We start from the raw sequence: 24,799 nt of genomic DNA on the forward strand, positions 1-24,799 counted from the left end.
CGGCGATGAGCGACACGACGGCCGCGACGACGATCGGCGCCACGCTGACCGGCGCGCCGCCCGCGGCCAGGAGCAGCCGGGCGGGGGGTCGCCTCGGCCGAGTGCGGTGGTGGACCTACCTGCTGCTGGGCGTCGCCGCGTTCGGTTCGCTGTTCCCGCTGTACTGGATGTTCATCGTCGCGTCGACCGACTCGGCCACCGCCACGCAGATGCCGCCGGAGATCCTGCCCGGCGAGAACTTCTTCCGGCTGGCCGGCCTCGTCTTCGACACGGTCCCGTTCCTGCAATCGATCATCAACAGCCTGGTCATCGCCACCACGATCGGCGTCGGGCAGGCGGTGCTCTGCGCGCTGGGCGGCTTCGCGTTCGCGAAGCTGCGCTTCCGCGGCAGGGACGCGCTGTTCCTCGTCGTCGTGCTCACGATGACGGTGCCGACGCAGCTCGCCGTCATCCCGAAGTACATGATCGTCTCCTGGCTGGGGTGGGTCGACACGCTGCAGGCGGTGGCTGTGCCGGGGCTGGCCAGCGCGTTCGGCATCTTCTGGATGCGCCAGCACATCGTGACGACCCTCAACGACGAGCTGATCCAGGCCGCGCGCATCGACGGCGCGAGCACCTGGCAGATCTTCTGGCGCATCGCGTTCCCGATCGTGCGACCGGCGGCGTTCGTGCTCGGCCTGTTCGGCTTCGTGGAGGCCTGGAACGACTTCCTCTGGCCGTTCATCGTGCTGAAGTCGCCGGAGCGGTTCACCGCCCAGATCGCCATCAAGGCGCTTCAGAACAGCTTCGACATCGACCTCGGCCTGGCCATGGCCGGCTCGTTCCTGGCCACGCTCCCGCTGCTGGTGCTGTTCGTGTTCGTCGGGCGCAAGATGGTCAACGGCATCCTGGACGGGGCCTTCAAGGGGTGATCCCGCCCGGGACGGGGCCCCGCCACGGGATCCACGACACGGCCCCCGCGGCGCGTTGGGAGGACGGATTCCTCTCCGGGAACGGGGAGTGCGGCCTGATTGCACTCGGTGATCCCTTCAGCGAGCGGCTGATCGTCAACCACCACCGGCTCGTGCTCCCGAACGGGTCGCGCCAGATGTCGCCGCCTGCCGTCGCCGACCGGCTCGACGAGGTGCGGGACCTCGTGCTCGCAGGCGAGGCGAAGGCTGCGCAGCGAGCCTTCTCCGACGGCAGGCGGTTGGCCTGGACCCAGCCCTTCCACCCCGGCTTCGTGGTCGAGCTGGACCGGGCGAACCCGGCTCCGGCGCAGGGCTACCGGAGGGAGACCGACTTCCGCACGGGCGAGGTGCGCGCCGCCTGGACGGACATCGCAGGTGCGTGGCGGAGCCGGGCCTTCGTCTCCCGCGCGGACCGGGTGCTGGTGTACGAGCTCGCCGGGCCCGCGCTCGACGTGGCGGTGCGGCTCTCGGGTGACCTGCCCGGGCGGCCTGCCGGTGTCGGGTACTCCTCCGTGGTCGAGGTCGGAGACGCACGAGAGGCCCTGATCACGCTCCGGGGTGCCTACCCGGCCGGTCTCGGGGCGCACGGGTTCACCGGTGTCACCCGGATCGTCACGGTCGATGGGCCGGTCGGCGGGGACGGCGACCGCGCTGTCGTGCGCGGAGCGTCCCGGCTCCTGCTGGTGACGGTGCTGGACCGGGAGGAGGGGCCGCCGGACGAGCGGCTCCTGCGGGAACGGTTGCACGTGCTCCCGGCCGGGTACGAGCAGCTGCTGAGTCGGCACACCGCTCTGCACACCGCGATGTACGACCGCGTGGAGCTGGACCTCGGCGTCTCGCCGACGGAGCGAGCGAAGCCGGTGGGGGAACTGCTGGCGGCGCAGGGCCGGGATCCGGGTGCGAACCCGGCCCTGCTCGAGGCCATGTTCCATGCCGGGCGCTACACACTGATCAGCTCCAGCGGTGTGCTGCCGCCGCGGCTCACCGGGCTGTGGCTGGGGGAGTGGGGTGCGGCCTGGTCGGGGGACTTCACCACCGACGCCAATCTGAACCTGCAGCTGGCCGGCGCCGGCACCACTGCGCTGCCCGAGGTGGTGGAGAGCCTACGAGCGTTGATCGAGGGCCAGATCGACGACTGGCGCGAGAACGCCAGGGCCGTGTTCGGAGCGCGTGGCGTGCTCGCACCCAGCCGGACGGACGGCGAGCACGGGCGCCTGTTCCACCTGGACGCCGAGTGGCCGTGGGCGATGTGGGTCGCGGGCGCCGACTGGCTGCTGTACCCGCTGCTGGAGCACTGGCAGGTCACCGGCGACGACGAGTTCCTGGCCGATCCGCTGGCGCCGTGGCTGGTGGAAGCGGCGCTGTTCTTCGAGGACTTCCTGGCGCGCGAAGACGACCACGGCTCACTGGTGCTCGTCCCGTCCTACTCGCCGGAGGTGGGACCGGCCGGGTGCACCGGGGTGGCCGGGGTGAACGCCACGATGGACATCGCGGCCGCCCGGCACGCGCTGTCCGCGGCCGCCGAGGCGTGCGCCCGGCTCGACATCGAGGAGCCGGCCGTGGAGCGCTGGCGGAGCCTGCTGAAGCGGCTGCCGGAATACGTGGTCGACGAACACGGCGCGCTCGCCGAGTGGGCGTGGCCGGGGCTCCGCACCCCGGACGATCACCGCCACGTCAGCCACCTGTACCCGGTCTGGCCACTGCACGAGATCACCCCGGATGGCACGCCCGAGCTGGCAGCGGCCGCGCTCCGCGCGCTCGTCCGGCGCGGCGACGAGAACCTCTCGGCACACGGGAGCCTGCACCGCGCACTGTGTGCGGCCCGGCTGAAGGCCCCCGACCTCGTCGAGGTGAACCTGGCCAAGATCGTCGGCAACGACATGGTGTTCCGGTCCTTGATGACCTCGCACAACCCCGGGTTGCAGACCTACAACGCCGACGGCGCACACGCGATCCCCGCAGTGATCGTCGAGGCGCTGGTCGACTCCCGCCCCGGGGTGGTCGAGCTGCTCCCCGCGCTACCTCTGCGATGGGCGCGCGGGCGGATCAGGGGGGTCCGGTGCCGGAACCGGGTCACCGTCGCCGAGCTGGAATGGGACCTGGGGCGATCGACGGCACGTGCCGTTCTGATATCTGATGCCGACGTGACGGTGTCGGTGCGGTGCTCGCGGGCTCGCGGGCCGATCCGGCAGGGCGAGCCGGTGTCGGTGGGCGCCGGTGAGCCGGTTCGCCTGGAGCTGGAGCTGGAGGCTGAGGTCGCCTGCTGAGCGAGGACGGCGGTCGGTCAGGCGGTGGCGGCTGCGCAGGTCAGCACGAATCCGAGGAGCATCAGCCAGGAGCGCACGCCTTGGAACGATTCCCAGCGGCGGCGGGTTCGCTCCCAGTCGGCGGGTGGGTTCGCGGCGTCCCACCGTCCGGTGGCGGCGTTGATCGGGACGTTGACGACGACGGTGGACGCCACAGCTACGGCGAACGCGGCGGCTGCGGCCCAGGACAGCGGCGCGGGGGCCGACCCATCGGCCGCGACGGCGATGGCGAGGACGACGCACAGGGTCATCCCGATGGGCATGACACGTCCGAAGGTCGCGAGCAGGCCCTGCTCGACGGTGATGCGCTCGGTGGCGGGGAGGCGGCGCAGCACTGGGTGGACGAAGGCGTAGGAGCCGAACTCCGCGCAGGAGATGAATCCGGTGACGAGCAACGTGGCGAGGGTCAGCAGGTTCACGGTGCCTCCTGGGGTCGCGGTGCTGCGGCGGCACGGACGGCGGTCAGGGCCGCGTCGATCAGGGCGTCAGGGTCGGGCCATGGCATGTCGGGTTTGGTGATGCGCAGATCGACGATGCCGTGCAGGGAGGCCCACAGCTCGGTCGCCAGCAGGGGCGCCGCGTCGTGTCGCCCGGCATGAAGGCAGGCGGCGACGGCGTCGAGCAGGGCCCGGTGAGATGCCGCGCCGGGGTGTTCGGTGTCGGGATCGAGGCCCAGGCCTGCCGGGCCTGCGTTCGTGGCGCTGAACAGGACGCGGTAGTGCCCCGGCTGGCGCAGGCCGGACCGCACGTAGGCGCGCGACATCGCCGCGAGGCGAAGCAAGGGCGCCTCGCCTGCCGAGTCGGCGGCGGTCCGGAGCTCGTCGGTGAAGGCGGCGAATCGCTCGGCGATCACCACGCGGAGCAGCGCTTGTTTGTCGGGGAAGTGGCGGTACACCGAGGGTGTCGTGACTCCGGCTGCGGTGGCAACGCTGCGCATCGTGACCGCGTCGACGTCGCCCAGTTGCGCGAGCAGGTCGGTCGCGACGCGAACCACGAGGTCGCGTAGTTCATGCCCGGTGCCGCGGCGACGGCGGTGGCTCGCGGTCACGGGGCGATCGTGTCGTCGGGGAGCTGCACCCGCACCAGGACCCGGCCGAGCTCGACCTCCGCTCGCACGTCGGCAGCGTCCGGGGTGCCGTCGGCACGGACCCGGACGTGTGCCCATCGCCCGTAAGGGCGGTGGTCGCGCACGAGCGCGGTGAGCGCCTCGGCAACGGCATCGGGCTCGCGCACGACCTCGGCACGGGCGCCGACCCTGCGTCCCCGCAGCCGCAGCTCAACCGGTACACCACCGGCGAGGTTGCGCCACCACCTGCTGTTGGTGGTGATGAGCAGCTCACGGCCGCGTTGCAGGTAGTTCACCGGGGTGGCATACCGCACGCCACTGCGGAGGCCGACGAACGTCAGAACCAGCCTCCGGGTGCTCATCAGCGGGTGTAGCGGCGACGACAGGACGGCGGCAGGGACCCGGTTGATCAGCGAGGTCCTGGCCATCACACGCCGCTGCCCGGCCTGGGGCCGCCCAGCCGCCGACCCGTCTCGCCGACCGGCGCCTTGGTCAACGCGGTGGCGTCCTGGGCGTCGAGTGCCTGCCCCAGCTGCTGCAGCATGGTTACTCCCGCATAGGCTAACGTCCGTTACTATAACGGACGTTAGCATACGTGGAGGAGGCGTGAGGGAGGGGAAGTCCGCCTCTGTCCCTGCGCACGGTGAGTCGGGATGGGCCGGAGTGCGAGCAGTCCGGTGACAGTGCAGTAGCGCGCAGGGTCACGGGAGAAAGAGTGGCCGACCGTCGCCTACGAGTTGCGTCGACGTACGGCCGGCAGCGTGGCGGCCTTACGCCGCCTGGTACCGGTGTATGTCCTCGGCGAGCTCGGCGAACACCGCGACGTTGCACTCGAACGCGATGAGCGTCTCGTCGACGACCCTGGTTCGGTCGGTCTCGTTCCACGGGGCGGCGTCGAGCTTGGCGCGGTAGCGGTCGCGGAACGCCGGGGCGCTGCCGATCTCGTCGAAGTGGTAGAACAGTGCGCCCTTGTCGAGGAGGCCGTAGTTCGTGGCCAGCAGCCGGCGGATGATCTGGCCGCCCGCGATGTCGCCGAGGTACCGGGTGTAGTGGTGGGCGACAAAGCCGCCTGCCCACACCGACGCCTCGTGAATGCGTCGCACGTAGGACTCGGTGGCGGGGAGCGGGCGGATCGTCTCTCGCCAGTCCGGCCCGACGAGGAACGCCATGTCGGCTTCGAGCTTCGGCAGCCTGCGGAGCTCGTCGAAGACGAACTCGCGACCGGTGTCGTCGCCGGCCATGGTGTCGCTGACCTGCTCGATCGCCTGGTAGATGAAGTAGTACTGGATCGCGAGCTGCGTGTAGCCGGCCAGCGTGAGCTTGTTGCCCAACAATGCGTTCATGTAGCCGGAGTGGTTGGCGCGCTCGTGAACGGCTCTGGTGGAGGCGCGAAGCGTCGCGGAGAACGGGGCCGAGACGAGGTCCGTGGTCACCGGCATGGGCGTCTCCTCGGGGCAACGATCTGACACCTTGTCAGAAAGACCATAGGTCATCGCCGCGAGTAAGGCGAGCCTTATTTCGCTGCCGTCTCGTCGACCTCGCTCGCTCCGACCGCTCGCAACACGAACCGGACGGCGGCCTCGACGGCCCGATCCAGCTGCTCAGGCGGCACGTCGACAACCTGGCGGCTGGCCAGCGCCGCAGTGATCATCGGGAGCAGGATGTCCGGATCCTCGTCCGGCAGCCACCCTGCGCGCCGGCCGGCGTCGAGGATCTCGCGCAACTGCTCGGTGATCGGGTCGGCGTGCGCACTGATCCGCCGGTACGCGGCCGGGGCGAGCGCGGACGTCAGCGCAGTGCCCGGCGGGAGGTGGTACTCGGCGAGCACGCGTAGCTGCAGCCGCACGAACGTGGCGAGTTTGGCCACCGGGTCGGGAACCGCGTCGACGGCCTCGCGCAGCCGGTCGACGTAGTGGGCCGCCTCGGCCTCGACGAAGGCGACGAGCAGGCTTTCCTTGTCGGGGAAGTGGTTGTACATGGCGGTACGACCGAGGCCGGCCTCCGCCGCGACCCCGGCGAGTGTGACGGCGTCGAACCCCCGCTCGTAGAGCTGGGTGCGCAGCACCTCGAAGACCCGCGCCCGCACCTGCTGGCGGTGGGCATGCAGCGAGCCTCCGATGATCTTCGGCATCGCGCACCTCTCTCCGCCCGTGCCTGTAATGGCCAACTTAGGGGACGCGCCTCGAGCTATGGCACATCGTCGAGGCGGCCAGGTGTCGACTCTGCCGTGGGTGGCGTGACCAAGCCGGCCTGCGGATCGAGCGGAACCGGCGCCTCGATCGTGCTCGGTGTGGTGTCGATCCCGCTCGGGCTGGTGTCGATCGGCGATGGTGCGTCGGGGTCCCAGTCGTCCCGGCCCTCTGCAGCCCGCCGCTTGTCCCGGCGTCGGTCATTGAGACGGGTCACCTGGATCGCGAGCTCGAACAGCAGGACCAGTGCCACCGCGAGCGCCAGCATCGACTGAGGGTCCTGGCCGGGAGTGGCGATCGCCGCGAAGGCGAAAAGCCCGAACGTCAACCCTCGGCGCCAGGCTTTGAGTCGTGCGTAGGAGACGATGCCCGCGATGTTGAGCATGACGACCAGCAGCGGGATCTCGAAGCTGACTCCGAAGATCACCAGCAGGCCGATGAAGAACGAGAAGTACCCGTCACCGGACAGGGCTGTGGTCTGTACTTCGTTGCCGATGGTGAGCAGGAAGTACAGCCCCTGGCTCACAACCAGGTAGGCCAGAAGTGCTCCCACGACGAACAGGACCGTGGCCACCGACACGAAGCTCAGGGCGTAGCGGCGCTCCTTGACGTGCAGCGCGGGGGTGATGAACCCCCACACCTGGTACAGCCAGACCGGACAGGCCAGCACGACGCCCGCCGTCATGGCGACCTTGAGCCGAAGGTTGAACGCCTCGAACGGGCCTGTGGCCAGGAGGGTGCACGCGCCGTCCGTGGTGAACTGCCCCCGAGACGTCGCCGGTAGCTCGCAGTACGGGCCCTTCAACCAGGCACCGAGGCTCGCCAGACCGAAGATCTCGACCTCGTACCAGATGTAGCCGAAGATCGTCGTGACGGCGATGGCCACCAGAGCGATCGTCAGCCGCGACCGTAGCTCGTACAGGTGCTCGACGAGTGACATCGCGCCGTCGGGGTTCGCCGGTTTCCGGCCGGATCGACGCAGTGAGAACTTCGCCATCATCGGACGCCGTTACTCCGCGGCGGCTGCGTGGCCGGTGTCGCCGTCCCGCCTGAAGTCATCGACTGCGGCAGCTCGATAGCCGACTCGACGGGAATCCGGGCCGCCTTGTCGCTCTCTTCCCCGGGGTCCTTCATCGCACTCCTGAACACCCGGGCCGACTGCCCCACAAAGCGCACCATGCCCAGGTGCCGCTGAGCCCCGAAGAGTGAGAGCAGGACTCCCGCCACGGTGAGCCATTCCCAACCACCTGGCATGACATCCCCACTTCGATCACGGCCGCCACGAGACTGTAGTGGCACTTGCGACCGTGCCGCCGCGCAATACTGGGCGCCGGCCAACCGCTTCCCGTACCGAGCTTCCTTCCCGTTCTGAGAGGTCCTTCATGCAAGCGCACGCCCTGTTCTCCTACGGCACTCTGCAGCAGCGGGAGGTGCAGGTCGCCACGTTCGGCCGCGAGCTGGCGGGTCGGCGGGACGCGATCGTGGGTTTCGAGGTGGGCACGCTCGTGATCACCGACCCGGCGGTGATCGCCGCGAGCGGGAGCGACCGGCATCCGGCTCTGCGCCGGTCGGTGGAACCTGCGGCGGAGGTTGCGGGCACGGTGTTCGAGCTGACGGAGGACGAGATCGTCGCGGCCGACCGCTACGAGGTGGACGACTACGAACGCGTCCGCGCGCCGCTGCGCTCCGGTGCTTCGGCGTGGGTGTATGTGTTGCGAAGTTGATTCTTCGCCGGCCCGGCTCGGGTCTCAGACCATCTCTCTTGATCATCAGTGTAATCGGGTCCGAGATCCGGCTGTTGGCCCTGCGGAGGGCGGATCGGCTGATCTCGGAGCGATCTTCGCGAGATGCCCGCAGGATGGGGCGACTCGCGCGCGGGAAGTGGGCGACTCGCGGGCACGGATCGGGCGACTCGCGGGCGGGAAGTGGGCGACTCGCGGGCGGTGGCGTGCGCGTCCGGGTTACCACCGAGCCGCCGGGGTGGTAGCAAGGTTGCGTGCCGAAGATCGACTACCTCGACGACCCGTCAGCGCCGAAGCCCAACAGCCTCGTCGTCGGTGTGACCACGTTCGTCCAGGACGAGGCCGGCCGGGTGCTGATGATCGAGCGTGCCGACAACGGTCAGTGGGCTCTGCCCGGCGGCGGGCAGGAGGTGGGGGAGTCCACGCCGTCCGCGGCGGTGCGGGAGGCGCTGGAGGAGACGGGCGTCGAGGTCGAGATCGTCGACCTCGTCGGCATCTACTCGCACCCCGGGCACGTCATCGCGTACGAGGACGGCGAGGTGCGGCAGGAGTTCTCCATCTGCTTCCGGGCGCGGCAGGTCGGGGGCGAGTTGACGACCAGCGACGAGTCGACACAGGTGCGCTGGGTGGAGCCGCAGGCGCTCGACGGGCTCGACATCCATCCACGCATGCGGGTGCGGATCGACGACGGGTTGCGGGCCGACGCTCAGCCGTACCTGGGCTGAGAGCCGCCGCTGTTGTGCAGCGGGCGCGCGCTCGACCGAGATCGAGCCCGGTGGACGCGTTCACCCGGAAGTGTCGGTGGGTCGCCCTACCTTCCACCACCATGGGTAGCGAGACGCACACGAGTGGCTATCGGGCCGCCTCCACGCTGGTGGATCGGAAGCTGGTGCTGCATACGGCAGGCGGCCGCACGGCGCGGGGGCCGTCGGCACATCCGCGGTTCTTCACCGGGTTCGCTACCGCCCCGGCCGTGGCCGCGGCCGCACTCGTTGCGCTTGCGGATCTCGCGCGAACCGACTTCCGCCGGACCGGCCGCATGTCGGACGGGGCGGGAAGGGGCGGGGTGGGAAGTGCCTACCGCGACCCGGTGGTCACCGGGGACGGCGAGCGGCTGCGCTTCGAGTCGCTGTCGGGCTGCTGCGGGGTGTACGCGCGGCTGGACGTGCTCGCGCCCGGGCTGGACGGCGAGTGGTTCGACGAGGGCACCACCAATGTCGACATCAACCCGGCGCTGTACACGGCGCTGACCAGGGTCGGTGCCGGTGATCCGCTGCGGCTGTCGGTCGGCCCCGACGACCTGACCGTCGCGACCCTGGACGGTGCACTCGTGGAGAAGCGGGTGCCGCTGCCGGAGAGGTGGCTGCGCGGGCTGGCCGAGGTACCGGCGGTGGCCGCGGGGTTCGAGCCGCGTGCGCAGCTGGGGGCCGCCGACGCGCGCGCGTTCTTTCAGCGCCTCCAGGCGGGTCCGGCTGTGCGCTGGCTGCTGCCGGCCGGCCGATCGCTGCGTGCCTCCACCGCATCGGCGCCCGGAGCCGTGTGCCTGCCCGCGGCGCACCGGCTCGCCCCGCTCCGCCCGCTGCTCAGGTTTGCGCGATCCCTGCGGCTCTACGGCCCGCAGGTGGCTGCGGGTGTCCCGGCGACGTGCAGCGGCTGGGAGCTCGACCTGGGCAGCATGCGGTTCTGGTTGATGCTGTCCCCGGCCGTCGACCGGGGCTTCTCCGGCGAAGGTCGGCTGCTCGACGACCTGGTGCTCGCCTCGTCCGCCACCGCCGAAGGCCCCGATGCCGGGAGAGCACGCGGGGCGAGTCGGGCGGTCACCGACGCCGACCTGATCGCGGGGCTGTCGGTCGGGGCGTCGGTGCTCGACATCGAGGCGGTGGCGGCGCGCGGAGGGATCTCCCGCGATCGCGTCCGCAGCGCGCTCGCGGTGCTGGCCGGGTCGGGGCTGGTCGGCTACGACTGCGCGGAGGCCGCCTACTTCCACCGGGAGTTGCCTTACGCGCCGGAACGCCTTGCCGCGCTTCATCCGCGCCTGGCCGGAGCCCGGGCACTGGCCGGTGCCGACGCCATCCGCCGGGTGGGCGAGGACGTCGAGGTCCTGTCGGGGGAGCGGCGCTACCTGGTGCACCGCACGTCGGACGGTCGGCTGGGCTGCACCTGCACGTGGTGGGCCGACCACCAAGGTGGTCGCGGCCCGTGCAAACACGCACTCGCGGTGTCGATCAGTGAGCCGTCCTTCGCGGTGCCGCCGCTTGCCCTGCCCTGCTCCGCTCGGTCCGTGGTGGCCCCGTCCATCCTGGAGGAGACCCGATGAGCCTCGACGGCGACGGGCTGCGTGCCCTGCTCTCGACCGCCGGCCCCGGTGCGGTCGCGGACGTGTTGCTCGAGCTCGACGAGCCGGCCCGCCGCGCTCTGGCCGACACGGTCCGCGCCCACCGCGACGAGGTGGACCCCGGTCCGGGCCGGCCGCATCCCCACGTGCCCGCTCTGCTGGTTGCCGGCGCCGCATGCCTACCGACGGTTGCCGGGGTGGTGCTGTGGCTGCGCCGCAGGGAGCTGCTCCGCAGCGCCGACCCGACGGTGGCCGTTCACGTCGCACGGGTGCTCGCTGCCCCGGGGCGGCCGGCGATCGCCTCCGTGGCGCGCCGGCTGGCCGAGCGCGTACGGCCGGGCAGCGTCGATCTGCACTGGCCGCTGGCCTACGCGCTGCTCGGCGCCGCCGGCGTCGGTCCGGTGGTGACCGATGGCATGGTGCGGGGCTGGGCGCGCTACGTCCTGGGCTCGCCGAGCGAGCCGTACGTGTTCTCGTCGGACACGTGGTTGCCGGTGATGCTGCCCCACCTGTTCGAGGTCGACGGCGCCGTCGCCGACATGCGCCGGGGCGGCATGCCACTCCTGCGGGAGCTGTGCCGCCAGGGGCGGGTCAGTCGGGACGCGCTGCTCACCGGCTGCCTGTACCGGATGCGGGCCGGCGACCGCATCGCTCCGATGCGGGACGTGCTGTCCCTGCACGCCGACCTCGGGCCCACTCCCGACGAGGTGGCCGCCCACAGCCAGGAGTACCTCGGCCTGCTGTCCAGCCCTCAGACCGGTGTCGCAGAGGCGGCCCAGCTTGCTCTCCGCGCCTTGGACGACGCGGGCCGGCTGCCGGTGTCGGTGCTGGCCGAGGCCGGCGAGGTGGTCCTGCTGCGCCCGGAGAAGAAGCTCGTCCGGGCCCAGCTGCGCTGGCTGGACGCGGTGGCCCGGCGCGACCCCGCTCACCTGCCCGTCCTGGTGCCCACGCTGGCAAGCGGGTTGGGTAACGCGGCCGTCGACCTGGCCGAGCAGGTGCTGACGGTTGTGGCGCGGCATCTGTCGGCGGCCGGCACCGCGGGTCGGGATGCGATGCGCGCAGCGGCGGCCGAGCTCACCGGCGACCTCGCCCGCCAGGCCCATGCTCTGTTGGGGGAGACCGTGCCCGCAGCAGGCCCCGTCGTGGTGCCGGGCCCGGCGTCGCCCTATGTCGCGCCGCCGCTGCAGCCCACCGCCTCGGTCGGCGAACTCGTGGGCGAGCTGAGCAGGCTGCTGCGGGGCACCGTCGACGTACCGCTCGTGGAGCGGGTGCTGGACGGGCTGGTCCGCGGGTTCCGCGCCGACCGGCACGGGCTCTCCACGGCGCTGGCGCCGCACATCTCGCCATGGCCCGGGGGCTGGTACCAGAGCCTGATGCGCGCGGCGGCGGGCGTGGACGAACCCCCATCGCCGCCGCGGCCGTCGTACCACCACGTCCGGGAAGAGTCGCTGAATACGTTGTTCACCCGCAGGCTGGTCGAACTGGCCGATCAGTTCCGGGCCGACACCGCCCCGCCGGAGTTGCTGGCCACCCCGGCCACCACCGACGGGCACGTCGATCCGGATCGGATGCTCCAGCTACTCGCGGCCGCCGAGCGCGACGGCTGGCAACCGGGCGATGCCGACCTGACCCAGGCACTGCTCCGGCTTCCCCGTGACCCCGATCCAGCATTCACGGCGCGCGCCGCCGCCCTCACCTCACCCGCGGGGCGGCGCCTGCACCACTGGCTCGACACCGCACCAGGCGCCCGCACCGCCCCTACGGAGGAGCCGGGCCTCGCGGAACTGCTCGCCCGCGCCGGCACCAGCCGGAGCTGGGACGAGGAGGGCCGCAGCTCATGGGGCTGGCCGGCGCCGTTGTGGCCGGGTGTCCTGCCCTCACACCGGGAGGTCGTGGCGAGCTACCTCCGGCCGCACGTGCTGCCCTCGATCGAGCCCGACCGCAACGGCGATCCCTGCAGGGTGCTCCCGATGCTGGCCCGGTGCGGGGGGCCGTTCGGAGCCGACATGGCCGGCTGCCTCGTCTACGGCCTCGCCGCCAGCAGGAGCGCCGACCGGCTCTACGCCGTCGACGCCCTCGTGACTCTGGCCGGTAGCGACGATTTCGACGGTGACCTGACGGGCCGGGTGCTCGGCGACCTGGCATCACGGCGGGTGATCGTGCTGCGGCGCGCCGTCGACGCTCTCACCCTGGCGACCGGGGTCGACGCCGCCGTGTGGGACATCGCCGCAGGCGCGCTCCCGGCCCTGCTCGGGATGCCGCTGCCGCGTCCCGCGGGTGTCCCCGACCTGCTCGCACTGGCCGCCGGCACCGCCGCCGCCGGCACTACGCGCCGGGCCGTACCCGGCTTGGCCGAGGTGGCCGGCCGACGGGACCGGAGCCGCTTGGTCGTCGAAGCCCGCAGGTTGTCGCGGGCCGTAGCCGTGTAAGCCGCGTTTCGGAGCCGTAGTGCTGTCGTGAGCCACCTCCCCACAGCACTACGGCTCCGAAGTGCTGTGGTCAGCTGCGGGTGCTGTAGGAGTGCGCTCCGGTGCCGGCGAGCTTGCCGGCGTCGACGATGAGGTACTCGTCGCGGATGGGTGCGGCCCCGACTCCGTCGCGGCCCAACCCCTTGGGGCTCAGCGTCGTGAACGTCGTCGAGGTGGACGGCTCGGGTGTCACGTTCCGCGGGCTCGACGTCTGTCACGGCACGCCGGTGCTCGACATCAAGCCATGGCAGCAGAACCTCGATGTGCCCGAGTACGCACAGGGCTGGGAGCAGGTGCGGCGGATCCGCGGCGGCTGGTACGAGTCGACAGGGGTCGCGGACGCGGGCCAGATGTTCCCGCGTCCGTGACCGGCGATCGTCACCAGGTGCGGTAGGGCAGGAACTTCCCGTTCAGCGTGATCCGGACGCGGTCGCCCTTCGGGTCGGGCACCCGCTCGAGTTCGAGCTCGAAGTCGATGGCGCTGACGATCCCGTCCCCGAACTCCTCACGGACGAGCTCGTGGATCGTGCTGCCGTAGACCTGGACCATCTCCTGCAGCCGGTAGACCAGCGGCTCGGACGTGTCGGCGGCGTCCTTGCCGCGGACGGGCGGCAGGGTCAGCGCCTCGACGACGGCGGGGTCGAGCTCCAGGACGGAGCCGAGGGTGCGGGCCTGCTCATCGGTGAGCGGGTGCTGGCCGAGAAGAGCGGCGGTGGTCCACTCGGTGGACATGCCGATCGACTTGCCGAGGTCGACCCAGCGCACACCGGTGCGCTTCTTCGCGGCAAGCACGGGCGCGGCAGCCTGCCGTCGGTCGAAGGGCGGTACGGGGATGTTGCTCATCGGGAGATCCTCACGTCGAAGGGCCTGTGACGGCAACAGTCACGCCTGAAGGTAGACCGACTGCACAGCCTTGATAGGCCACGAGCTCCGCGAACGGGGCGACTCGCGGGGGCGGCTCCGACTGATCGTCGCGAGATCCGCGCTTTCGCCCTTGAGACGGCCAAAACGCGGGTCTCGCACCGATCAACGGCCCCCGCGCGGGCGGGTGTACGACCCGCGCGACTGACCGGACCGGGCGACTCGCGCGCCCGAAACGGGCGACTCGCGGGGGTGGCCCCGGTTGATGGCCGCGAGATCCGGTTTTCCGCCCCTCAGGGGGCCCGACACGTGGATCTCGCAACGATCAACGGCTCGACCGGTGTCGCGCTGCGCCAACGGGCCAACCGCACTCGAACGCTCGCGTCAGGCGTCGGCACGGAGCGTCAGGCCGAGCCGGGCGGATCGGTGTTCGGGACGTTCCCCGACTTAGTCATGTATTCTGACTATCGCACGGGGGTGGTCGGTGCATTCGCCGCCGCCTCGGTTCCACCATGACTCGACTTGGGTCACGACGCAGCGGCCTGCGGACGCGAGGCGGCACGGCACCTCGTCCAGCCCGCCCACCACATACCTAGATCAACGTCGACCGATGACGACGGGCCCATCGGGCTCACACCGATATTGGTCCAATCCGACGAGAAATGAGGGCATGGTGAACCGCACCGCGACCGACCGTTCGGTGCCCCGTGCGCCGGCCTGGTTCTCCCAGCAAGCCGCTCGCTCCCGGCGCGGGCGTGACCCGCGCATACCGCCGCGTCTCGGGCGGAGCGGGTCGTGGCGCTGATCGGACGCGAGGGCGACATCAGCTCGATCCGGGCGTACTTCGCCGACACCGGTGTGCGCGGTGGTTCGCTGCTCGTCGTCGGCGAGGCCGGAGTCGGCAAGAGCGCGGTGCTGGACGAGTTCGCGGCAGGCGAAGCCGCGCGGGGTACGCGGGTTCTGCGGGCCGCAGGTGTGCAGTTCGAGGCGGACGTGAACTACTCCGCGCTCAACCAGTTGTTGATCCCACTCGGTGACGACATGGCCACGCTCGGCGCGGCTCATCGCACAGCGCTGCGGTGTGCGCTCGGGCTCGAGATCGGCCCGGTTCCCGACCGGCTCGTGGTGTCGAACGCGGCGCTGCTGTGGCTCCGGGCCGCCGCAGCCGACGTCCCGGTCCTCGTGGTGATCGACGATCTGCATTGGGTGGACCGGGCCAGCGCGGAGGTGCTCAGCTTCGTCGCCCGCCGACTGGTGGGCAGTCCGATCGACTTCCTCGCCGCCTGCAGGTCGGCCGAGCGCGGGTTCTTCCAGACCAGCGGGTTGGCCGAGGTCGTGCTGCCGCCGTTGCCGACCTCCGCCGCTCGGATGCTGGTGGATCGGAGCTTTCCGGAGCTGGCGCCCGCGGTGCGGCAGCGGCTGCTCACCGCGGCGTCGGGCAACCCGCTCGCACTGCTCGAACTGCCGTCTGCCCTCGATGGCGACCAGCGCGCCGACTTCACCACCCTGCCGGAGGTTCTGCCGCTGTCGGAACGGCTGCAGGCGCTGTTCACCTCCCGGGTACGGGGACTGCCCGAGCGGTGCCGGCTGATGCTGCTGCTCGGCGCCCTCGGCAGCACCGTCGAGGTGCCCCGCCTTCGGATGGCCGGCGGCAGCACGTGCGACCTCGACGACCTGCCCCCTGCTGAGGACGCCCGGCTGGCCCAGGTGAGCGCCACCCGGCTGACGTTCCGCCACCCCCTGGTCGGGCCGGCGGTCGTCGAGGCGTCCTCGGAACGGGAACGGCGCTGGGCCCATTCCGCGCTGGCGGGCGTCGTCGACGCTCCGGAGCGCCGGGTCCGGCACCTCGCCGGGTCCGCGATCGGCCCGGACGCGGACATCGCCGGGCAGCTCGAAGCAGCGGCACAGGCTCTGCTGCGTCAGGGTGACGCGCTCGGCGCCATCGCGGCCCTGATCCGCGCCGCGGAGCTCAGTCCCGACCCCGCGGACCGGAGCCGGCGTCTCGCCGAGGCCGCGTACGTCGGGGCGGAGGCCGGCGGGGAGCTTGTGACCGCGAGCCGGCTGCTGGGCGACGCGCGCCGGTCCGGGTCCCTGGACAGGAACTCGCTGCTCGGCGCGGCCGCGGCCGCACACCTGCTGATCAACTCCGACGGTGACCTCACCACTGCTCATCGGCTGCTGGCAGGCGCGATCGAGGCCGGGGACCACGGGTTCGACGGCGAGGACCCCGTACTGGCCGAGGCCTTGTTCAACCTGCTGTTGATCACCTGGTACATGGGTACCGAACAGGCGTGGCGGACCTTCCACGACCTCGTCAGCCGGCTGACGCCGGGAGCGCCGCCGCTCCTGCGGGTCGTCGCGTCGGTGTTCTCCGACCCGGCCCGCGCGTCCGCCGGTGAGCTCGCCGTGCTCGACGCGCTGATCGACACCGTGACCACCGGCGAGGACCCGACCCGGCTCATCAGGATCGGCACGGCCGCGCTCTTCGCCGACCGGCTGCCGCTGCTGCGCGGGCCGGAGAAGCAGCTCGCTCGGTCGCGCCGAACGGGCAAGGGGCCGGCCCGACGTCATATGGGCGCGCTCAAGCACCTGGGAGTCGACGGCTTCCTCTCCGGTCGCTGGGACGAGGCGCTGCAGTACGCCGACGAGGGCATCGCAATCTGCACCGAGCACGGATTCCGTTTCTCCCACTGGTACTTCCACTGGGTGCATGCGCTCGTCGCGGCCGGACGTGGCGAAGTGGCGGCCGGCCGACGGCTGACCGATGACATGACAGCGTGGGCCGGTGCCCACCAGGCCGCCGGTGTCACCTACTTCGCGTGGCAGGCGCGGGTGCTCAACGACATCGGCGCCGGCGACCACGAGGCCGCGTACCAGCACGCGACGCTGATCAGCCCGCCGGGCGAGCTCGTGCGGTACCGGCCGACCGCGCTGTGGGTCGGCCTGGACCTCGTCGAAGCCGCCCTGCACACCGGCCGCCGCACCGACGCGGCAATGCATGCGACCGCCCTGCGCGACGCCCGCCTGGGCCTCCTGTCGCCACGTCTGAACCTGATGAGCCTCGCCGCGACTGCCCTGACCTCCGACGACGACCGCGCCAGGGAACAGTTCGAGACCGCCCTGTCCGAGCCGGATCTGGAGCATTGGCCGTTCGACCTGGCCCGTATCCGCCTCGCCTACGGCGAACGTCTGCGCCGGAGGCGAGACACCAGCGCGGCGCGCGAACAACTCACTCTCGCGTACGACGTCCTGGCCGCTCTGGGGGCCGCGCCGTGGCGCGATCGTGCCGCGAACGAACTGCGGGCAACAGGAATGACCCGGCAGTCGACGCTGGACGCTCAGGCGTCGCTGACGTCCAAGGAGCGGGAGATCGCCGAACTGGCCGGCGCCGGCCTGACCAACAAGCAGATCGGGCAGAAGCTGTTCATCTCCCACCGGACGGTCGGCGACCACCTCTACAGGATCTTCCCCAAGCTCGACATCGCGTCGCGGGCGGCCCTGCGCGACGCTCTCACCACCTACGACCAGCAAAGCGGAGCGGACGCTCCAGTCATGTGACGGGTGCTCGCGGGTGCGCAGGCGGCCACGCTGAGCGGTATGAGCGCAGGACCGCACCCTGACGTCCATTGGCCCCCCGGCTGGGGTCCGGACCGTTGTGACAGCTTCGTCAGCCACGAGCGCCGCATGGCGGCTTCGGCAGGCGCGGTCTTCGCTCACCTCGTGGCGGTCGCGGAGTGGCCGACGTGGCAGCGCGGCGTCGACCGCATCGACGTGCTCGAGGAGATCGCCGTCCGCAGTCGGTTCGTGGTTCTCGCGGCGCCCCACACCTTCGACGGGATCGTCGGCGAGCTCGAATGGCCGAGCCGGTTCGGCTGGGCTGCCGTCAGTGACGGGCTGAGCTTCTACCAGTCGTGGCTCCTGCTGGACGAACCCGGCGGGGGCACCCGCACGGTGTTTCACGAAGCCGCCCGCGGACGGTCGGCGTTGTTGACGACAGCCGACCGGTCCGACGTGACGCGCGGCTGGGTCGACACCCTGCCGCTGGACGACGATCCGGCACACGTGATCACGCCGGATCGACCCCACAAAGCCGGTGAGTGCTGAGAGAGCGCCGGACCAGCAGCCGATGCGCGGCGGCGCCGAGCACCGCTCCGACCGCAGGAGCGAGCAGATAGATCCACAGGAAGTGCCCCGTTCCGGAAAACACCGCAGGCCCGAGCTGCCGGGCGGGGTTGACCACCCCGCCACTGAGCGGCCCCAGACCGACGATCAACGCGGCGACCGAGCCCGCGATCGCGAACGGCAACAGCGGCGCGTACCGGGGGTGAGCAAGGAAGTAGCCCGCCAGCAGTGTCATCGCGATCCCGCCCATCACCTCACAGGCGAACACCGCGCCCGCGTTCCACGTCGGTGCCGCGGTCACCGTCCCGAACTCGACGCGACCCGCGAGTGGCCCGAGCGCGAGCGCGGCCAGTGCCGTGCCGGCAACCGAGCCGAGGCCCTGGGCGACCACGTAGGGCAGCACGTGACGACCGGGGAAAGCGCCCATCAGCCACAGACCGAGCGTCACCATCGGGTTCATGTGACCGCCGGACCGCCGGCCCCACGGTGAGCGGATCAGCGTGATCAGGAGGGCCGCGATGACAACGGCGATGATCAACATTCCGATGCGGACCGGGCTCTGCGGGACTACCCAGCTGCTCCCGAACACCAACGCGACCATCACCACCGTCGTCATCAGCGCGATGGCGGTCAAGGCGAACTCGCGAACGGCGTCGCCGGCCGTGACGCCGGAACGCCGGTCGGGCCCCGGCACGCTCACCGCGGTTTCCTCGGCGTCGGGACGATCGCCGGTCGTATCGAGTTCCATGATCCGAGCCCTTTCCGCCATAGGGGTCATCCACATCCGACCGAAGCCATGCTGGGCGGGACGTCCGTGGCCAGTAACCGTCAGATGACTGGGCCGGCGTCGTGAGTGCCCGTGGTGTTCGCGGCCCGCGCAGGACGGAGACGCCAACACGAAGGTCCGACCTGGGCACCCGGCGTCGGTCAGGCAACCCCATCGGTCACCGGTCGTCCGTGACCGTCGGTATTCCGGTCATCTGACGGACGCTGACCTGCGACCGTGACGCCGATCCTGGTTCCCGGCAGCGCGAACGAGATGCCGACCTCCACACCGCTGCCCGGTGGACACCCGGCGGCGGCGCGCCTTCAGCCGATCCACCTGATCAGCTTTCGACCGACGTGAGGAATGCCCACGATGAGCATCGAAATCAAGCCCGGCCGGTACGAGATCGACCCGGTGCACTCCACGATCGGCTTCTCGACCCGGTTCGTCGCCGCGCGGGTGCGCGGCAGGTTCCTCGCGTTCTCCGGAACGGTCGAGGTCGCCGACGACCTGCTGAAGTCGTCGGTGCAGGCGACGATCGACGCCTCGTCCGTCCACACCGGAACCGCCCAGCGGGACGAGCACCTGCGCGGCGAGGACTACTTCGATGTCGCCCACCACCCCGAGGCGACGTTCACCTCCACCGGCATCGAGGCCGACGGCGACCGCTACACCCTGCGGGGTGACCTCACCATCCGCGGCACGACGCGCCCGGTCCAGCTGGACATGTACTTCACCGGCGACGGCGAGGACCACTACGGCAACTTCCGGCTCGGCTTCCGGGCCGCCACCCGGGTGTCGCGGTCCGCGTTCGGTGTCGCCGGCAACGTGTCGCAGCCGGGCGGGCCGCTGCTGATGGGCGACGCCACCGACCTCACGATGGAGATCCAGGCCATCGCGGCCGCCGTCGAGGCCGCCTGATGCCCACGTCCGTCTCCGCGATGACCGTCGCGTCGGCCGGGGCGCCGTTCACCCGCCGCGCGCTGGTGCTCGACGACCCTCGCCCGGACGAGGTGCTGGTGCGGGTCGAGGCGGTGGGCATGTGTCACGCCGACCTCGCGGTGCGCGCGGGCGAGTTCCCCTTCCCGCTACCGGGCGTGGCCGGGCACGAAGGCGCCGGGATCGTCGAGCAGGTCGGCTCGGGCGTGACCACGGTGCACCCGGGCGACCGGGTGATGCTCACCTTCGACTCGTGCGGGCTCTGCCGAGCGTGCGGTTCGGGGGTCCCCTCGCAGTGCGAGGAGTTCCTGCCCCGCAACTTCACCAACGGCGCCCGCCCCGACGGAAGCCCCACCCTGCGCGACGGCGCCGAGGTGGTGCACGGCAACTTCTTCGGCCAATCCTCGTTCGCCACCTATGCCCTGACCAGCGAACGCAACACCATCCCGGTATCCGCGATCGCCTCCGGCGTCCCGTCGTCCGTGCTCGCACCGCTCGGCTGTGGCATCCAGACCGGCGCCGGTGCGGTGTTGAACGTGCTGCGGCCGGAAGCGGCCTCCACCGTGGCGGTCTTCGGCGCCGGGGTGGTCGGACTGTCCGCGGTGATGGCCGCCGCGTTGCTGCCGATCGAGCAGCTGGTCGTGGTCGACGTTCTGGACTCCCGGCTCGAGCTGGCTCGTGAGCTCGGCGCGACCAGCGTCGTCAACTCCCGCACCGCCGACCCGGTCGAGGCGATCAGAGACCTCACCGGCGGCGGAGCCGGGCACGTCGTCGAGAGCAGCGGGGTGCCGGCGGTGCTGGTCCAGGCCATCACGAGCCTGCGCGTCGGCGGGTCGGCCGCGGTGGTCGGGGTGCCACCGTTCGGCACCACCGCACCCATCGACGTGGCCGACGTGGTCAACAACAGCAAGCGAATATTCGGGGTCGTGGAAGGCCGCAGCAACCCGCCCACCTTCCTGCCCGACCTTGCCGCGCTCGTCGCCACCGGCCGCCTGCCGGTCGAGAAGCTCGTCACCACGTTCGCGCTGGGCGAGGTCGAACGCGCTGCCGACATGATGCGGAACGGCACCGCCACCAAACCGGTGCTGCTGCCCGGGCAGGACGCATGACCTCCCTCGGCCCCGAGGTCACCGGAGCGGCCGCCTGCTCCCCGGCGGGAATACACAGCCAACTTAGTCAGTATCAGTGACTGTCATATTTCTGGACCAGCAGGCCGGACCGAGGCGAGGAGCAGACGATGGCCGTGATCGAGATGACCACCTTCACGGTGGCCCCGGAGAACACGCAGGCGATGCTGGACGCACGTCCCGACATGGTGGAGGCGTTCCGAACCGACCGGCGCGGGTTCCTATCGGCCCGCCTGGTTCGCGTCGGTGAGAACAGGTGGCTCGATTTCGTCGAGTGGGCCGACGACGCCGCGTGGGACGAGTCGACGGCCAAGGGAGCGAACGTGCCGGCGATCGCGGCCTTCTTCGGCACGATCGACACGGTGGTCGGCGCCGAGCGCGGCGTGCGCTACGACGACGTCCAGGACGGCGCCCGCAAGGTCCGCACCGTCGCCTACGGCCCCGAGCCCTCGCAGGTGGGCGAGCTGTACCTGCCCGATGGCGACGGCCCCTTCCCGGTCGTGACCGTCGTCCACGGTGGCTACTGGACGGCGATCTGGGATCGCCGCCAGATCACCGACGTCGTGGACGACCTCGTCGCCCGCGGGTATGCGGTGTGGAACATCGAGTACCGCCGGGTCGGCGAACCGGGCGGCGGCTGGCCCGGCACCTTTCTCGACGTCGCCGCTGCTGTCGATGCCCTCGACGGTATGAACCCGGCGCTCGACCTCAGCCGCGTGGTGATCCTCGGTCACTCCGCAGGCGGCCACCTGGCCACATGGGCCGCCCACCGCGGGGTGCTTCCGCCGGAGGCTCCGGGTGCCCGTCCCACGATCACCCCGATCGGCCTGGTCGAACTCGCCGGCGCGCTCGACCTCCTGACTGCCGACGCCACCGACTTCGGCGCCGTCCTCGCCGACCCCGACGCCGAGCCCCCGAAGAACGCTCCCGAGCCGGCGCGGCCGGAAGCGTGGCCGGTGGTCGCGGAGGCAGTCGGCGAGGGGATCGTGAAGCTCCTGCTGGGTGGCCACGTCGCCGAGCAGCCTGAGCACTACGCCTGGGCTTCCCCGCTGGAGCTGGCAGGCGCCGGCGTCCCGGTCCTCGCCATTCACGGCACCGCCGACGAGGCCGTTCCCGCCGAGTGGAGCCGGCGCTACGTCGAGAAGGTGAACGCCGAAGGCGGTACCGCCCGCTACGTAGAGGTCGAGGGCGGCACCCACTTCGACGTGGTCGACCCGAGCCACCCCGTCTGGCCAACCGTCACCGACTGGATCCACGAAGCCTTCACCAACCACAAGTGAACCTGGGGGAGAACATGACCGAAGAGCTCGACCACGAAGCGATCTTCGAAGAGGCGTGGGCCGCCTCAGGCACCACATCGGTGGAGCTGCCGCCGGTGTCGGTGAACGACGTGCTGCGCGAGCGCTACGACGTGCGCCCACCGTTCGCCTACACCGGCGCCCAGCTGTGGGACATGGAGGTGCGCAAGGCCGCCGCGCCGGACATCTACATCCCCACCGTGGTGCGGCGGGGCAGCGCCGAGAAGTTCCCGAGCGTGCACCACGGCCCGCTCGAGGACTTCACGCGCGTGTCCGACCAGCGCCTGTGGGCCGACGTCGACCGCTACACGAGAATCATCGAGCACGTGCGTCTCGACCACGAGAACCGGCGCGCGTACTTCCTCGGCGCGGACCGTTTCGAGGCGCCCGACGGCCGTGTCTTCACCGCTGGAGCCGGACAGCCGATCTTCCACGTCGAGCACTCGGTGGGCGGCCTGGAGGATGCCCCGCTCAACCTCTGGTGCATCGTTCACCTCACCGCCGAACCGGACTAATCTCTGGTGGACGCCTTCGACCAGCTGGCGAATGACCCCTACCTGCGCGTCTTCATCGAGGTCCACCTCCGGAAGGACCTCGGGCGCGAACTCACCCGCCGCTGACCCTCGGCGCGCGTCTTCGAATCGACTGCCCGACCCCTCGTGGCGTAGCGTCGAGGGTGTCGGGAGCATCTCGCACGTGGGCGGCCAAGCTCGCGTCGTCCTCGACGAATGCCCACACCGGACGGATCCTGCCGTTCGGGGACGGGAGCACCGACATCACGTCGGCACCCAGCACCCAGAGCACCACATCCACCCTCACCGCGCCCCGCGGCACCTCTGACCCGGACGCCACCGAGGTGGCCTGCCAGGCCTGCGTGCACCCGTGGGATGCACACGACGCGATCAGCACGCGGTACTGCACCGCCACGATCGCGGGCGGCGGCACGGCCCGCGGCTGTGTCTGCCGGCTTCCGGCCTGATCCAGCACCAGTCTTCAGGCCGGACTGGCCGGGTGTTCTGCCTGCCCCGGTGATCGCGGGTGACGTTCCGGCCTCGGAATCTCGGAACACCGCTCGTCGGCTCCCTACGCAGAGCAACGGGGTGTAATCTCCGCGTGTCGGGCACATTCCGTGCACGGGCGTTCGAGCCCCTGTCGTCCCCGGCGAGAGTCCACGCGGACGACTGGTCGTCGTCCGGGGACGGAGCACCGGCATGACGTCGGTCCGCATCACCCCTGCCAGCCGCAGCGTCACGCGCATCGCTCCCGATGGCGACCCTTCACAGCCCGGAAGGGGCCTGATCATGACCACCAGCAGCATGTACGTATCGCTCTACGACCAGCGCATACAACTCGTCGTCCGCGCGCTGCGGGAGAACTCGAAGCTCGGCGAGAAAGAGGCCGTCGAACTCGCCACGCACGTCCTGTACGCCATTGACCACATTCCGGAGAAAGTGCGGTAGAACGGCGCCGATCAGGATTCGAGATTGCGGCGCTGACGGCGGCGCGGGGACCCCGAGGCAACTCGTGGGTCGCCCGTGTCCCGCCACACCGGCGTGTACTTCTGGAAGAGGCCCAGGCCGCTGTGCCAATCGGCTGCGCCGATCGCGATGACGGTCATGAAGATGATCGCCCCGAGAAAAGTGATCATCCTGGTGCTCCTTTTTCTGTGGTGATGTCGGGTGGTCAGGACGAGGCGCGGGGGACCAGGCGGAGCGCGGGTCGAACCGGGTTCCACCGGCCGTCGTCGGGCACCATGTTGTTGGCGGCGCGGAGACGCACCAGGATGCCTTCGATGGCCTCGATGTCACCCTGGTCGGCCGGTTCGGCCAGATCGAGCCCGAACAGCACCGTCAGGTCGTCGAGTTCGAACGCGCGGCCCGTCCTCATGCCTGGACCGGGGTGCTCGTCGCCCGCTGCTGCCGGTAGTGGTGGACCCGATGGCGGTCGTGGCTGCGCCGGAGCTGGGACTCCAGCCGGCTGACCGCGGCATCAAGCGCGGCATGGGCGTCGGCGCCGCACGCCTCGGCGCGCACGGTGGACCCCTTGCCGTGACCGGTGATCACGACCCGCTGCGCCGACTTCGACTGCCGCGGGTTCTGCTCGTGGCTCAGCTCGACGTCGAAGCGGACGATGCGCTGGTTGAGATGTTCGAGGTGTGCCAGTTTGTCGGCGATATGAGACCGGTAATGGTCCGATACGTCGACGTTGCGACCTGTCACGACGATCTCCGCGAGAGACTCCATCATGGCCTTCCTGGGTCTGCTGACTTTCCGGATGCGCACGACGGGATCGGCAGGCCTGAATGTTCGCTGAGAAATACCCTCAGTAGTCCCACTCTACTCCTGTATTGCGGGGCCAGCGGCCGTGGCGATCAAAAATCTCGGCCGGCGCGGGCCGGTGTCCAGCACCGCCGGAGTGATCTGGATCTCCTCCGACGCCGGAAAGTTGACGGCAGGTGCCGCCGCGACGCTCACTGGAACAGGAGATCGTTCCTGTGCCCTTGACGTGAACGGCCATCGAGCCGGTCGGGTGCTCTCCGGATACGACCCAGCGCCGGTCGTACAGGACGCGTAGAGCCCGACGATCGCCAGTGTTTCTCCGACGCCGCGCCTGCGGGTCCGCCGGGTGGC

The 24,799-nt window shown here is 70.8% G+C and carries 29 protein-coding genes; 17 read left to right on the forward strand and 12 right to left on the reverse strand.

The window, feature by feature from the left end; genetic code table 11:
* Window positions 1–5: 5 nt before the first annotated feature.
* Together AC5L35_RS30285 and AC5L35_RS30290 are read left to right on the forward strand one after the other, a co-directional pair.
* On the forward strand, window positions 6–911 hold the full coding sequence (locus tag AC5L35_RS30285) for a carbohydrate ABC transporter permease (RefSeq protein ID WP_495063138.1): 906 nt from the start codon (window positions 6–8) through the stop codon (window positions 909–911).
* A complete protein-coding gene (locus AC5L35_RS30290) occupies window positions 908–3,217 on the forward strand; it encodes a glycosyl hydrolase family 95 catalytic domain-containing protein (protein WP_495063139.1) in 2,310 nt (769 codons plus the stop codon). Before AC5L35_RS30285 ends, AC5L35_RS30290 begins: the two co-directional genes overlap by 4 nt.
* Window positions 3,218–3,234: 17 nt before the next feature.
* Here AC5L35_RS30290 and AC5L35_RS30295 read toward each other — a convergent pair whose 3' ends face one another.
* The 7 genes from AC5L35_RS30295 to AC5L35_RS30325 all read right to left on the reverse strand — a co-directional run bounded on the left by AC5L35_RS30295 (window position 3,235) and on the right by AC5L35_RS30325 (window position 7,765).
* Window positions 3,235–3,675 (reverse strand): anthrone oxygenase family protein, encoded by a 441-nt coding sequence (locus tag AC5L35_RS30295; protein WP_495063140.1) that lies wholly within the window; start codon window positions 3,673–3,675, stop codon window positions 3,235–3,237.
* Window positions 3,672–4,304 (reverse strand): TetR/AcrR family transcriptional regulator, encoded by a 633-nt coding sequence (locus AC5L35_RS30300; RefSeq protein ID WP_495063141.1) that lies wholly within the window; start codon window positions 4,302–4,304, stop codon window positions 3,672–3,674. Before AC5L35_RS30300 ends, AC5L35_RS30295 begins: the two co-directional genes overlap by 4 nt.
* Entirely contained in the window at window positions 4,301–4,750 is a 450-nt protein-coding gene (locus tag AC5L35_RS30305; protein WP_495063142.1) for a hypothetical protein, read from the reverse strand. Before AC5L35_RS30305 ends, AC5L35_RS30300 begins: the two co-directional genes overlap by 4 nt.
* Before the next feature lie 342 nt (window positions 4,751–5,092).
* Window positions 5,093–5,761: a biliverdin-producing heme oxygenase gene (locus AC5L35_RS30310; protein ID WP_495063143.1), complete on the reverse strand. Its 669-nt coding sequence runs from the start codon at window positions 5,759–5,761 to the stop codon at window positions 5,093–5,095.
* Between the two features lie 74 nt (window positions 5,762–5,835).
* Window positions 5,836–6,453, reverse strand: coding sequence for a TetR/AcrR family transcriptional regulator (locus tag AC5L35_RS30315; protein ID WP_495063144.1), 618 nt, complete (start codon window positions 6,451–6,453; stop codon window positions 5,836–5,838).
* 56 nt (window positions 6,454–6,509) lie between these two features.
* Window positions 6,510–7,511, reverse strand: coding sequence for a twin-arginine translocase subunit TatC (gene tatC / locus AC5L35_RS30320; RefSeq protein ID WP_495063145.1), 1,002 nt, complete (start codon window positions 7,509–7,511; stop codon window positions 6,510–6,512).
* Window positions 7,508–7,765, reverse strand: coding sequence for a twin-arginine translocase TatA/TatE family subunit (locus tag AC5L35_RS30325; RefSeq protein ID WP_495063146.1), 258 nt, complete (start codon window positions 7,763–7,765; stop codon window positions 7,508–7,510). Before AC5L35_RS30325 ends, tatC begins: the two co-directional genes overlap by 4 nt.
* A gap of 128 nt (window positions 7,766–7,893) precedes the next feature.
* Between AC5L35_RS30325 and AC5L35_RS30330 the strand changes: the two genes are divergently transcribed.
* The 5 genes from AC5L35_RS30330 (at window position 7,894) to AC5L35_RS30350 (ending at window position 13,424) form a co-directional block, all read left to right on the forward strand.
* Window positions 7,894–8,235, forward strand: a complete 342-nt coding sequence (locus AC5L35_RS30330; RefSeq protein ID WP_495063147.1) for a gamma-glutamylcyclotransferase family protein — start codon at window positions 7,894–7,896, stop codon at window positions 8,233–8,235.
* Window positions 8,236–8,507: 272 nt separating this feature from the next.
* On the forward strand, window positions 8,508–8,978 hold the full coding sequence (locus tag AC5L35_RS30335; protein WP_495063148.1) for an NUDIX domain-containing protein: 471 nt from the start codon (window positions 8,508–8,510) through the stop codon (window positions 8,976–8,978).
* A gap of 101 nt (window positions 8,979–9,079) precedes the next feature.
* Window positions 9,080–10,570, forward strand: a complete 1,491-nt coding sequence (locus AC5L35_RS30340; RefSeq protein WP_495063149.1) for a hypothetical protein — start codon at window positions 9,080–9,082, stop codon at window positions 10,568–10,570.
* Complete coding sequence (locus AC5L35_RS30345) at window positions 10,567–13,017, forward strand: hypothetical protein (RefSeq protein WP_495063150.1); 2,451 nt, start codon at window positions 10,567–10,569, stop codon at window positions 13,015–13,017. The genes AC5L35_RS30340 and AC5L35_RS30345 overlap by 4 nt, the downstream gene beginning before the upstream one ends.
* Before the next feature lie 197 nt (window positions 13,018–13,214).
* Window positions 13,215–13,424 carry a TrmO family methyltransferase domain-containing protein gene (locus AC5L35_RS30350; protein WP_495063151.1) on the forward strand — a complete coding sequence of 70 codons (210 nt, stop codon included), beginning with the start codon at window positions 13,215–13,217 and terminating at the stop codon, window positions 13,422–13,424.
* A gap of 10 nt (window positions 13,425–13,434) precedes the next feature.
* Here AC5L35_RS30350 and cynS read toward each other — a convergent pair whose 3' ends face one another.
* Window positions 13,435–13,899: a cyanase gene (cynS, locus tag AC5L35_RS30355; protein WP_495063152.1), complete on the reverse strand. Its 465-nt coding sequence runs from the start codon at window positions 13,897–13,899 to the stop codon at window positions 13,435–13,437.
* 327 nt (window positions 13,900–14,226) lie between these two features.
* On the opposite strand from cynS, the gene AC5L35_RS30360 reads away from it, so the two are divergent.
* The 3 genes from AC5L35_RS30360 (at window position 14,227) to AC5L35_RS30370 (ending at window position 18,021) form a co-directional block, all read left to right on the forward strand.
* Window positions 14,227–14,433, forward strand: coding sequence for a hypothetical protein (locus AC5L35_RS30360; protein ID WP_495063153.1), 207 nt, complete (start codon window positions 14,227–14,229; stop codon window positions 14,431–14,433).
* A gap of 279 nt (window positions 14,434–14,712) precedes the next feature.
* Entirely contained in the window at window positions 14,713–17,475 is a 2,763-nt protein-coding gene (locus tag AC5L35_RS30365) for a helix-turn-helix transcriptional regulator (RefSeq protein WP_495063154.1), read from the forward strand.
* 126 nt (window positions 17,476–17,601) lie between these two features.
* Window positions 17,602–18,021 (forward strand): SRPBCC family protein, encoded by a 420-nt coding sequence (locus AC5L35_RS30370; RefSeq protein ID WP_495063155.1) that lies wholly within the window; start codon window positions 17,602–17,604, stop codon window positions 18,019–18,021.
* Here AC5L35_RS30370 and AC5L35_RS30375 read toward each other — a convergent pair.
* The gene (locus AC5L35_RS30375; protein WP_495063156.1) at window positions 17,984–18,787 is read right to left on the reverse strand and encodes an MIP/aquaporin family protein; all 804 of its coding nucleotides are present in this window, start codon (window positions 18,785–18,787) and stop codon (window positions 17,984–17,986) included. The genes AC5L35_RS30370 and AC5L35_RS30375 overlap by 38 nt on opposite strands.
* Window positions 18,788–19,042: 255 nt before the next feature.
* On the opposite strand from AC5L35_RS30375, the gene AC5L35_RS30380 reads away from it, so the two are divergent.
* The 7 genes from AC5L35_RS30380 to AC5L35_RS30410 all read left to right on the forward strand — a co-directional run bounded on the left by AC5L35_RS30380 (window position 19,043) and on the right by AC5L35_RS30410 (window position 23,629).
* Complete coding sequence (locus tag AC5L35_RS30380) at window positions 19,043–19,165, forward strand: hypothetical protein (protein ID WP_495063157.1); 123 nt, start codon at window positions 19,043–19,045, stop codon at window positions 19,163–19,165.
* Window positions 19,166–19,177: 12 nt separating this feature from the next.
* Window positions 19,178–19,726 (forward strand): YceI family protein, encoded by a 549-nt coding sequence (locus AC5L35_RS30385; RefSeq protein ID WP_495063158.1) that lies wholly within the window; start codon window positions 19,178–19,180, stop codon window positions 19,724–19,726.
* Window positions 19,726–20,853, forward strand: coding sequence for an NAD(P)-dependent alcohol dehydrogenase (locus tag AC5L35_RS30390; protein ID WP_495063159.1), 1,128 nt, complete (start codon window positions 19,726–19,728; stop codon window positions 20,851–20,853). Before AC5L35_RS30385 ends, AC5L35_RS30390 begins: the two co-directional genes overlap by 1 nt.
* 128 nt (window positions 20,854–20,981) lie before the next feature.
* Entirely contained in the window at window positions 20,982–22,151 is a 1,170-nt protein-coding gene (locus tag AC5L35_RS30395) for an alpha/beta hydrolase fold domain-containing protein (protein WP_495063160.1), read from the forward strand.
* Window positions 22,152–22,165: 14 nt separating this feature from the next.
* Complete coding sequence (locus tag AC5L35_RS30400) at window positions 22,166–22,684, forward strand: hypothetical protein (RefSeq protein WP_495063161.1); 519 nt, start codon at window positions 22,166–22,168, stop codon at window positions 22,682–22,684.
* A 161-nt stretch (window positions 22,685–22,845) separates the two neighbouring features.
* Complete coding sequence (locus AC5L35_RS30405; RefSeq protein ID WP_495063162.1) at window positions 22,846–23,148, forward strand: RGCVC family protein; 303 nt, start codon at window positions 22,846–22,848, stop codon at window positions 23,146–23,148.
* A gap of 232 nt (window positions 23,149–23,380) precedes the next feature.
* The gene (locus tag AC5L35_RS30410) at window positions 23,381–23,629 is read left to right on the forward strand and encodes a DUF6307 family protein (RefSeq protein ID WP_495063163.1); all 249 of its coding nucleotides are present in this window, start codon (window positions 23,381–23,383) and stop codon (window positions 23,627–23,629) included.
* 11 nt (window positions 23,630–23,640) lie between these two features.
* On the opposite strand, the gene AC5L35_RS30415 is transcribed toward AC5L35_RS30410, so the two are convergent.
* The 3 genes from AC5L35_RS30415 to hpf are packed head-to-tail and all read right to left on the reverse strand — an operon-like array spanning window position 23,641 to window position 24,415.
* Complete coding sequence (locus tag AC5L35_RS30415; protein ID WP_495063164.1) at window positions 23,641–23,817, reverse strand: hypothetical protein; 177 nt, start codon at window positions 23,815–23,817, stop codon at window positions 23,641–23,643.
* Window positions 23,818–23,852: 35 nt separating this feature from the next.
* On the reverse strand, window positions 23,853–24,056 hold the full coding sequence (locus AC5L35_RS30420) for a hypothetical protein (RefSeq protein ID WP_495063165.1): 204 nt from the start codon (window positions 24,054–24,056) through the stop codon (window positions 23,853–23,855).
* On the reverse strand, window positions 24,053–24,415 hold the full coding sequence (gene hpf / locus AC5L35_RS30425) for a ribosome hibernation-promoting factor, HPF/YfiA family (protein ID WP_495063166.1): 363 nt from the start codon (window positions 24,413–24,415) through the stop codon (window positions 24,053–24,055). Before hpf ends, AC5L35_RS30420 begins: the two co-directional genes overlap by 4 nt.
* Window positions 24,416–24,799 lie beyond the last annotated feature (384 nt).

Source organism: Pseudonocardia sp. OZ21, assembly GCF_059359135.1.